Raw genomic sequence first — 9,936 nt, 5'->3', positions numbered from 1 at the left:
GCTGCTGCCGACCGGCTACTATCTGATCGGCGGCGCCTTCGCCGTTGCCGTAAGCTTCCTCGTCCTGGCGCTGCTGCCTGCGGATTTGCTGGACCGTTTCTGGCGCCGGCGCCTGCCGTTGTTTGCCCTCAGCAACGCCGCCCGCACCGTCATCAGCCTGCTCTCCTTTGCCGGCTTTGTAATCCTCATAGCCGCCGGCCTTTTCGGCAGCCGCGACCCACTTTCCAATCCTCTGCCACTGGTGATCTGGACACTGTTGTGGGCCGGCGTCACGCTGCTGCAGGGTGTCTTCGGCGACCTCTGGTCATGGCTCAACCCCTGGTATGGAGCATGGCGTCTCGCCTCGCGCCTGTTCGGGACCAGGGATCACGGAGCATGGCGCCTGCCCGGATGGGTCGGCTGCTGGCCGGCTGTCATCCTGTTCTTCGCCTTCGCCTGGTTCGAACTCATCGATCCGGCGCCCGACGATCCGGGGCGGCTGGCCTTGGCCGCCGGCCTCTACTGGCTGTTCTCTTTCCTCGCCATGCTGGCGTTCGGCTATCGCGACTGGAGCCGCAGCGGTGAATTCCTGACGGTTTTCTTCTCGATGGTGGCGCGCTTCGCCGTGGCCGAACGCAACCAAGACGGCCGGCTTGGCCTGTGCTGGCCCGGCGCCAAGCTGCTGACGGCGCAGCCCCTGCCGGCCAGCGGCATCGCCTTCCTGCTGCTGGCCCTGTCGTCGGTGTCCTTCGACGGCCTGTCGAAGACCTTCTTCTGGCTCGGCCTGTTCGGCATCAACCCGCTCGAATTTCCCGGCCGCACCGCGCTGATCGGCAGCGGCACTTGCGGGCTGATCCTGACATTCGCGCTGCTGGCGGCGGTGTTCCTGCTTGCCGTCCGGCTCGGCCAGCGTCTTGCCGGCAGCGATCACACGCTCGGCCAGGCCGCAGGCCTGCTGGTGTGGTCGATCGTGCCGATTGCGCTTGCCTATCACGTTGCGCATTATCTGACGGCGCTGCTCGTCGACGGCCAGTATGCGCTTGCGGCACTGTCCGATCCGTTGGCGCTGGGCTGGAACCTGTTCGGCACCGCCGACATGCAGATCGAGGCCGGCATCGTTGCGGGGGCGGACTCTGCGTGGTGGCTGTGGAATATCCAGGCCGGCGCCATCATCCTGGGCCATGTGCTCGCCGTCCTCGTCGCTCACGGCTTCGCCTGGCGCCTGCACCCACAGCCCTCCCGCGCGGCACTCAGCCAGTTCCCGCTCACCTTGCTGATGATCGCCTACACCGTCTTCGGCCTCTGGTTGCTTGCCACGCCGACTGTCGGATGAGAAAAGGCGACCAGCATGCCTTCGGGGAAAGCCCGCTTGCCACGTCGGGGCTTTGGTGATTTAGTTTGTACACATGCGATTTTTTGCCTCGTTACAGCCAGTCAAAACTCAAAAACAGGGGAACTGCCGTGACTGACAAGAATGGGTTTTTCGATCTCTCCAGATCCACGCTCACCCGCCGCACGGCGCTGAAGGGTCTGGCCGCCGGCGCCGGCCTGGGCCTGGCCCCCGGCTTCGTCCGCTATTCCCAGGCGCAGAGCTCGGCGCCGATCAAGATCGGCTTCCAGTCGCACCGCACCGGCATCGGCGCCGCCTATGGCCGCTGGTACGAGAAGACCACGGCTGCCGCGGTCAAGGCGATCAACGCCGCCGGCGGCATCAACGGCCGTCAGGTCGAGGTGATCATCGAGGATGACGGCACCGATCCCGGCCGTGGCGCCGAGGTGGTCGGCAAGTTCGCCACCCAGCACAAGACCGACATCGTCTTCGGCACGCTGTTCTCGCATGTCGTCATTGGCTCGGCGCCCGCCGCCGGCGAAAACAAGATGCCCTATTTCGTCGTCAGCGAAGGCCATCACGTCGCCTCGACAAAGCTGAACCGCTATGTCTTCCAGCCCGGCATCACCGACGTGAAGAGCCAGATCCAGTCGATGGCGCCGTGGATCGCGGCCAATGCCGGCAAGAAGGTGACGCAGATCTTCCCCGATTTCGCTTTCGGCTACGACCATCGCGACTACCTGCCGCCGGCACTGAAGGCGCAAGGCGGCGAGGTCATCGCGCAGATCGCCATCCCGCCGACGGAATCGTCCTTCACCAAATACTTCCCGCAGATCCCGGCCGAGACCGAGGTGATCTACCACGTCATGGTCGGCCCGGCCGTGCTGACCTTCGTCAAGGAGCTCGGCGAGTTCTATGGCTCCAACCGGCCGCAACTGTTCGGCTTCATCGATTCGCTCGAAGCCACCGACATCAACAGTCCCGGCCTCGAATTCCTCGACGGCAGCCATTTCTGGGAAGGCTCGCCGCGTTATGCGCAGGCCAACGATTCCGAAGCGCAGAAGGCCTACCGCACCGCTGTCGGCATCGACGACAATGGCGCTGCCGTCGGCGATCCCAAGGATGTCTCCACCGCAGCCCACATGTTCGGCTGCTGGGAGACGCTCTACGTCGTCAAGAAGGCGATGGAAGACGCCGGCTACAAGGGCTCGGAAGACCGCGCCAAGCTGGTCGAGGCGACCGAAGCGCTGACCGAATTCGCCGAGGGCCCGGAGCATCCGCAGGGACCGAAAACCTTCAACGGCAAGATCCACCAGTGCTTTGGCATCCAGAACATCTCCAAGGTCGAGGGCGGCAAGCTCAAGGTCGTGCACAAGACCAAGATCGAGGACGGGCTTTACGAGGCCGAGGGAGATTATACCACGCAGGCGCTGTGAGTTTGGCATTCCAGCAAGCGCCTGCCAGCGTGTAACCGATGCACTTTGGTCCCCACCTCCTCCTCGCTGCCCTCGAAGGCCTCGTCACCTCAGCCGTGCTGGCGCTGACGGCGCTTGGGCTGTCCCTGGTGTTCGGTGTCATGCGCGTGGTCAATGTCGCGCATGGCGAGTTCTTCATGCTGGGCGCGGTGCTCGCCTGGGCGATCACCACGGCCATCGGCGGTCACCCTGCGCTCGGCTTCCTGGCGGCGCTGGTGATTGCCCCGCTGATCGTCGGCGCCATTGCGCTGGTCGCCGAACGGCTGGTGCTGCGCCGGCTCAATTACAATCCGGAAGCCACCATCGTCGCCACCATCGGCATGCTCTACATCATCCAGCAGCTGGCGCTGACTTTCTATGGCCCGGAAGCCCGGCCGGTCGAGCCGCCGTTCAGCTACCGCATCCTTTTGCCGTGGTTCGGCTATTCCGGCTACAAACTGTCTGTTATCGCCGCTTCCGCGCTGCTGCTCACCGCGACATGGCTGGTGCTGACGCGCACCAGGATCGGCCTCGTCATGCGCGCCACGCAGTATGACAGCGAAACCGCACAGGCCTTCGGCATCCCTGTCGGCCGTGTCTATGGCGGCGTCTTCGCGCTCGGTGCCATGCTGGCGGCCATTGCCGCGGTGCTGATCGTGCCGATCAGCCAGGCGCATTATCTGATGGGACAGGATCCGCTGCTGCTCTCCTTCATCGTCGTCATCATCGGCGGCCTCGGCTCGCTGCGCGGCACGGTCGTCGCCGCCGTGCTGATCGGCCTCTCCGACGGCATCATCTCGATGTTCTTCTCGCCGACGCTGGCCAAGATCATTGCCACGCTGCTCGTCGCCATGGTGCTGGTGTTCCGCCCGCAAGGCCTGTTCGGGACGGCATCGCGATGAGCGAAGCTTCGCCGGCAAAAGCCTATGCCCTGCATCTCGGCGTCATCGCCCTGCTCTTCGTGCTGAACTTCCTGCTGCCGGACTACTATCACGGCCTGCTTGCCCGCATCATGGTGCTGGCGGTCTTTGCCATGGGCTACAACATGCTGTTCGGCTATGCCGGCCTGCTCAGCCTCGGCCATGCGATGTTCTTCGCCGCCGGGCTCTATGGCGCCGGCCTTGCCGTCATCCAGCTCGGCTGGAGCGTACCAGCGGCATTCGCCTCGGGCCTCGGCTGTGGTGTTGTTGTTTCACTCGTGATCGGCCTGCTGGCGTTGCGCACCACGGGCGTCGCCTTCATGATCGTCACCATGATGTTCGCTCAAGTGTTCTACCTCCTCATCCTCTACTTCGCGACTTGGACCGGCGGCGACCAAGGCATGGTCGTGCCGCAGCCGGCGCGGGTGCTCAGCTTTGGCGCTACATCGCTCGAACTCACCAATCCGACGGTGCGCTACATGACAGCGCTGGCGCTGTTTTCCATCGTGCTGCTCGTCACATTGGCCATCGTCCGCTCCCGCTATGGCCGCGTGCTGGTCGCCATCCGCGAGAATGAGGAGCGCACGAAGATGCTCGGCTACGATACGTTTTCGAACAAGCTCGCCGCCGTCGTCATCTCCGGCATCATCTGCGCGGCCTCGGGGGCCGCCTATGCGCTGCTGTTCGGCTATGTCGGATCGAGCTTCGCGTCGGTGCAGTATTCGATCCTGCCGCTGCTGTGGGTGCTGCTGGGGGGTGCCGCGACGACGCTCGGACCGCTGATCGGCACGCTGTTCATGTACTATGTCATTGATATCACCAGCGGCTACACCTCCGCCTATCTGCTGATCGTCGGCATCGCGCTGATCCTGCTGGTGCTGTTTTTCCCGAAAGGCATTCTGGGCAGCATCCGCCAGCGCTGGCTCGGGTGGCTGCCATGATGCCGCTTTTGACCACCAAGGGCCTGTCGCGCAATTTCGGTGGTCTGCGCGCCGTCGACAATGTCGATTTCGCGCTGATGCCGGGCGAGATCCGTGCCGTGATCGGCCCCAACGGGGCGGGGAAGACCACCTTCGTCAGCCTGGTCAGCGGCCGCATCCAGCCGTCTGCCGGCATGATCGTCTTCGACGGCGCCGACATCACCAATCTGCCTGCCTATGTCAGGGTGCGCAGGGGCATCGCCTACACCTTCCAGCTCACCAGCGTCTATGCCAACCTGTCCGTTTACGCCAACGTCGCGCTGCCCGCGCAACTGACGCTGCGGCATGGCAGTCATTCCAAGAGCGCGATACAGGCCGCTGTCATGACCGCACTGGAACGCACCGGCCTGGCCGATCGTGCCCACATGCCGGCCGGCCAATTGTCCTACGGCCATCAGCGCCTGCTGGAAGTGGCGATGGGCCTGGCGCTGAAGCCGCGCCTGCTGATCCTCGACGAGCCGACGCAAGGGCTGGCCGACAGCGAGATCGACAATTTCATCACCCTGGTGCGCGAGATCGCCAAGAACGCCACCGTGCTTCTGATCGAGCACAACATGCCTGTCGTCATGCAACTCGCCGACCGCATCACCGTCTTCAATGCCGGCAAGATCCTGGCCGAAGGCACCCCCAAAGCGATCCGCGAGAACGCGGCGGTGCAGGAAGCCTATCTGGGGACCGCCCCATGACCGAGGCAAAGTCCGAGGCGCTGACCATCTCTGGACTGGACTGCTACTATGGCGAGGTCCAGGTGCTCTATGGCCTCGACCTGGTGCTGAACAAGGGCGAGGTGCTGTGCCTGTTCGGCCGCAATGGCGCCGGCAAGACAACGACGCTCAAAGCCATCATGGGGCTGGTTCCCTCAAGCGCCGGCTCGATCAAACTGGCTGGCCAAGAGTTGACTGGTCTGCCGGCGCATGAGGTGCCCAAGGCCGGCGTCGCCTATGTGCCGCAGGGAAGGCGGCTGTTCGCCGAGATGACGGTGGCGGAAAACATCGAGATCGGCCTGATGGCGCGCGGCAAGGGCAAGGCCGTGCGGGAAAATGTCCTCGACCTGTTCCCGCTGCTGCGCCAGCGGCTGCGGCAGCGTTCCGGCACATTGTCCGGCGGCGAACAGCAGATGCTGGCCATGGCGCGCGCGCTCTGTCTCGAACCGCAAGTGCTGCTGCTCGACGAGCCGACCGAAGGGCTGATGCCGTCGATGATCGCCAAGATCCGCGAGACGGTGTCGAAGCTGCGCGACATGGGCGTCTCGACCATCCTGGTCGAGCAGCGTGTCGATGCAGTGCTTTCGGTCGCCGACCACGTTGCCTTCATCGAAAACGGCCGCAACCGCGAGACGGTAGACGTCGAGGAGTTGCGCGCCGACCCGTCGGCGGTGCGCCGTTATGTCGGCGTGGGTTGATCAGCCGAAGAACAGAAAGCCCGCGACCAAAAATATCGGGATCAGCACCAGCCCAGACCACAGCATGTAGCCGAAGAAGCCCGGCATCTTCACGCCGCGATGGCGGGCGATGGCGTAGACCATGAAGTTCGGTGCATTGCCGATATAGGTGTTGGCGCCCATGAACACGGCTCCGGCCGAGATCGCGGCAAGCGTCGAAGCGAACTCCGTCATCAGGTGCCTTGGGTCGCCGCCGGCAAGCTCGAAAAACACCAGATAGGTCGGCGCATTGTCGAGGAAGGACGACAGCGCCCCAGTCAGCCAGAAATAGGCGAGGTCGTTGGGCGCGCCCGAGGGTGAACTGACAAGCGAAACCAGCGGCGCCAGTGCCCCCTCATGGCTCGCCCTGAGGATGGCGATGACCGGCACGATGCAGACGAAGATGCCGGCAAACAATTTGGCCACCTCCGCTATCGGACCCCAATTGAAGCCGTTCGCCTCGCGGTGGCTCTTGTAGGAGAGCGGAAGCGACAGCAGGGCGAGCGCCAGGATGATGGCATCGCGCACCAGGTTCTGCAGTTCCAGGCTAACCCCGAACACGGAGAAGCTGACGCCCGGCTTCCAGGCCGCCGACAGCAGGATGGCGCCGATCACACCTGCCAGCAGCGGAAGGTTGGCCAGGCCGCGCAGACGCACCGTCGTGTCCGGCGTCGGATCCTTGATCTTCGGCGCGCCAGCCTCGCGCCGATGCAGGATGATGTCGATGCCCAGGAAGACGGCCAGCACGGCACCGCCGACAAACAGGGTCTCGCGCCAGAGATTGGCGGTCGTCCAGAAGAAGTCGACACCTCTGAGGAAGCCGACGAACAGCGGCGGATCGCCAAGCGGCGTCAGCGAGCCGCCGATGTTGGACACCAGGAAGATGAAGAAGATGACGACATGGGCGTTGAACGGCCTGTTATCGTTGGCGCGGATGATCGGCCGGATCAGGATCATCGAGGCACCGGTCGTGCCTATCACCGAGGCCAGCAGCGCGCCGACCAGCAGCAGGCCTGCATTCACCAGCGGCGTGCCGTGAATGTTGCCGGCAAGGAGAATGCCGCCCGAAATGGTGAACAGCGCAAACAGCAGGATGATGAACGACATGTATTCCGTGAGCAACGCATGCAGCACCGCTTCGGTCGCTGTGGGAACACCGAAGGCAGCCGCCAGCGGCACGATCACCAGTGCGGCCCAAAGGGCCGATATCTTGCCGTAGTGATGTTCCCAAACATGAGGAAACAGCAGCGGACCGGTGGCGATCGACAACAGCAGCCCGGCAAAGGGCAGCGCCCACCACAGCGGCATCGAAGCGCCGGGCAGGCCGTGTTCCTCCGCCCCGAAAGCCTGTGCCGGGAACAGCACGGCGGCAATTATCGCAGCGCATGCAGCCAACAGGGAGATCGGATATGAAAAAGGCCCCCTCATCCGGCCGCTACGCGGCCACCTTCTCCCCGAGGGGAGAAGAGACTCGGCGCCGACGCTCGCCTTCTCCTCTCCCCTCGGGGAGAGGTCGGATTGCCCCGAATTGCCCTTCGCAATTCGGCTGGCAATCCGGGTGAGGGGGTGCTTGCCCAACGGCCGTTCAATCCGACAAAGGGTCTTCGAGCGTCACGCCGGCGTCGCGCATGCGCTGCAGCATTGTATCGAGCGAAGCGTTGAGATCGATGCCGCGGCAGGCATCGAGCCGCACTGTGGTTTTGAAGCCCTGGCTGACGGCGTCCAGCGCCGAAAAGCCGACGCAGAAATCGGTCGCCAGCCCGACCAGGGTCAGCGTGTCGATGCCGCGCTCCCGGAGGTAGCCGGCAAGGCCGGTCTGGGTCGTGCGGTCGTTCTCGAAGAAAGCCGAATAGCTGTCGATGTCAGGCCTAAATCCCTTGCGAATGACGAGCTCGGCCTTGGTCCAGGCGAGGCCGGAATGGAAATCCGAGCCCAGGCTGCCCTGGATGCAGTGGTCCGGCCACAGCGTCTGCTGACCATAGGGCATTTCGATCATCGTGAAAGGCTGCGCGCCAGGATGGCTGGAGGCAAAGCTGGAATGACCGGCGGGATGCCAGTCCTGCGTCAGCACGACATGGTCGGTTCGCCGGATCAGGTCGTTGACCAGCGGCACGATCTCATCGCCGCCGGCAACCGCCAGCGCACCGCCCGGACAAAAATCGTTCTGCAGGTCGATGACGACAAGCGCTTCGTCGGCCATGGGCTTTCCTCTTCCGTATGCAGGCTCCAGTGGAAAATGCCGCTGACGCGACCGGACGCAGAAACTTGACCAGATGGCCGGCGGCGTCAACCCTCTCGCGACATAACAAATGCGTGCCGGCCGGGCCGCCGCAAACTCGGGCTTTGACAAATCCTGCCGTCTTGATATCATTTGCATACGAATGAATTTCTCGGCTCGAACGCCGGAAATACCGGATTCGGAAAGTTCCTTTCTGGAAGGCAAAGCGTGATCCGTTACGCGAAACCCACCTCGGTCGACGAAGCGCTCGCTTTGCTTGGCGAGGGCGCCTGGCGCATCCTTGCCGGCGGCACCGATTTCTATCCGGCACAGGGCAGCAAACCCTTCCGCGACAATGTTCTCGACATTAACGGCCTAGCGGCGCTGCGCGGCATTGCCGAGACGCACGACCATTTCGTCATCGGCGCGCGCACGACCTGGACCGACATCGTCCGCCATCCCTTGCCGCCGGCCTTCGATGCGCTGAAACAGGCGGCGCGAGAGGTCGGCTCGGTGCAAATCCAGAACGTCGCCTCGGTCGCCGGCAATCTCTGCAACGCCTCGCCGGCCGCCGACGGGGTGCCGGGCCTGCTCATCCTCGACGCGGAGGTCGAGCTGCGCTCAGTTGCCGCGACGCGGCACCTGCCGCTGCAGGACTTCATTCTCGGCAATCGCCACACGGCTCTGCTGCCCGGTGAGATGGTTACGGCGATCCGCGTGCCGAGAACCGCCGCTGCGGGCATGTCGGCTTTCGTCAAGCTCGGCGCGCGCCGTTATCTCGTCATTTCCATCGCCATGGTGGCGGCGCGTCTGGTCGTCGAGGATGGCATCGTCAACGACGCCGCCGTCGCCGCCGGATCCTGCTCGGTGGTGGCCAAGCGGCTGGCCGGCGTCGAAGCCGCGCTGCACGGTCTGCCGGTGGACGGCGGACTCGCCGACGCGGTCCTGGCCGCGCCGATGGCAGAACTGTCGCCGATCGCCGATGTGCGCGGCAGCGCCGAATACCGGCTCGATGCGGTGCGCGAGATTGTTGCCCGCACGGTGCTCGCGGCTATGGGGCGTACGACTGGCGAAGAGGTGGCGGCATGAGCCAAATTCAGCCTGACGCGCGTGAAGCCCTGCCCGATCCGGGCAGGGACCAGCCAGGGTTCGGCGCTTTGCGCGCCGATATCGCCTTCGAGGTCAATGGCACCGCCGTCTCGGTCAATGTGCCGCCCCTGCGCCGCCTGTCCCTGGTGTTGCGCGATGAATTGCTGTTGACCGGCACGAAGATCGGCTGCGACGCCGGCGACTGCGGCGCCTGTACGGTGCTGGTCGACGGCGATCCGGTCTGCGCCTGCCTGATGTCGGCGGCTTCCGCCGCCGGGACGGCGGTAACATCCGTCGAAGGCCTCGCCAATGGCCGGCTGTCGGCGCTGCAGGCCTCGTTCCTTGCCCATGGCGCGGCGCAGTGCGGCATCTGCACGCCGGCGCTGCTGGTCGCGGCAACGGCGTTGCTGGACAAACAGCCAAGCCCGACCGAGGCCGAGGTGCAGGATGCGCTGGGCGGTATTCTCTGCCGCTGCACCGGCTACCGGAAGATCATCGCGGCGGTGATGGATGCGTCCCTGCAGGGCGCAAGCCTCGATTTCCGCT

The 9,936-nt window shown here is 64.5% G+C and carries 10 protein-coding genes; 8 read left to right on the top strand and 2 right to left on the bottom strand.

Annotated elements, in window-relative coordinates; all coding sequences use genetic code 11:
• Position 1: 1 nt before the first annotated feature.
• The 6 genes from EN749_RS22375 to EN749_RS22350 all read left to right on the top strand — a co-directional run bounded on the left by EN749_RS22375 (position 2) and on the right by EN749_RS22350 (position 6,065).
• Positions 2-1,312, top strand: coding sequence for a hypothetical protein (locus tag EN749_RS22375; RefSeq protein WP_245491473.1), 1,311 nt, complete (start codon positions 2-4; stop codon positions 1,310-1,312).
• 128 nt (positions 1,313-1,440) lie between these two features.
• Positions 1,441-2,745, top strand: coding sequence for an ABC transporter substrate-binding protein (locus EN749_RS22370; RefSeq protein ID WP_128363989.1), 1,305 nt, complete (start codon positions 1,441-1,443; stop codon positions 2,743-2,745).
• 38 nt (positions 2,746-2,783) lie between these two features.
• Positions 2,784-3,665, top strand: coding sequence for a branched-chain amino acid ABC transporter permease (locus EN749_RS22365; RefSeq protein ID WP_127321453.1), 882 nt, complete (start codon positions 2,784-2,786; stop codon positions 3,663-3,665).
• Positions 3,662-4,624, top strand: coding sequence for a branched-chain amino acid ABC transporter permease (locus EN749_RS22360; protein WP_128363988.1), 963 nt, complete (start codon positions 3,662-3,664; stop codon positions 4,622-4,624). Before EN749_RS22365 ends, EN749_RS22360 begins: the two co-directional genes overlap by 4 nt.
• Complete coding sequence (locus EN749_RS22355) at positions 4,621-5,349, top strand: ABC transporter ATP-binding protein (protein WP_128363987.1); 729 nt, start codon at positions 4,621-4,623, stop codon at positions 5,347-5,349. Before EN749_RS22360 ends, EN749_RS22355 begins: the two co-directional genes overlap by 4 nt.
• Positions 5,346-6,065, top strand: coding sequence for an ABC transporter ATP-binding protein (locus EN749_RS22350; RefSeq protein ID WP_128363986.1), 720 nt, complete (start codon positions 5,346-5,348; stop codon positions 6,063-6,065). Before EN749_RS22355 ends, EN749_RS22350 begins: the two co-directional genes overlap by 4 nt.
• On the opposite strand, the gene EN749_RS22345 is transcribed toward EN749_RS22350, so the two are convergent.
• Both EN749_RS22345 and pncA read right to left on the bottom strand, forming a co-directional pair.
• Positions 6,066-7,511 carry a sodium:proton antiporter gene (locus EN749_RS22345; protein ID WP_128363985.1) on the bottom strand — a complete coding sequence of 482 codons (1,446 nt, stop codon included), beginning with the start codon at positions 7,509-7,511 and terminating at the stop codon, positions 6,066-6,068.
• A 157-nt stretch (positions 7,512-7,668) separates the two neighbouring features.
• A complete protein-coding gene (gene pncA / locus EN749_RS22340; protein ID WP_127395498.1) occupies positions 7,669-8,283 on the bottom strand; it encodes a bifunctional nicotinamidase/pyrazinamidase in 615 nt (204 codons plus the stop codon).
• 246 nt (positions 8,284-8,529) lie between these two features.
• Here pncA and EN749_RS22335 point away from each other — a divergent pair, with 246 nt between their 5' ends.
• A complete protein-coding gene (locus EN749_RS22335) occupies positions 8,530-9,390 on the top strand; it encodes a xanthine dehydrogenase family protein subunit M (RefSeq protein ID WP_128363984.1) in 861 nt (286 codons plus the stop codon).
• The coding region (locus tag EN749_RS22330) for a (2Fe-2S)-binding protein (protein ID WP_145990971.1) at positions 9,387-9,936 on the top strand (550 nt) is incomplete at its 3' end. The genes EN749_RS22335 and EN749_RS22330, both read left to right, overlap by 4 nt.

It is taken from the genome of Mesorhizobium sp. M7A.F.Ca.ET.027.02.1.1 (genome assembly GCF_004022985.1).
In the GTDB taxonomy this organism is placed as follows: domain Bacteria; phylum Pseudomonadota; class Alphaproteobacteria; order Rhizobiales; family Rhizobiaceae; genus Mesorhizobium.
Note: the sequence above shows the minus strand (reverse complement) of the source record. Positions and strands in the feature narration are given on the sequence as shown.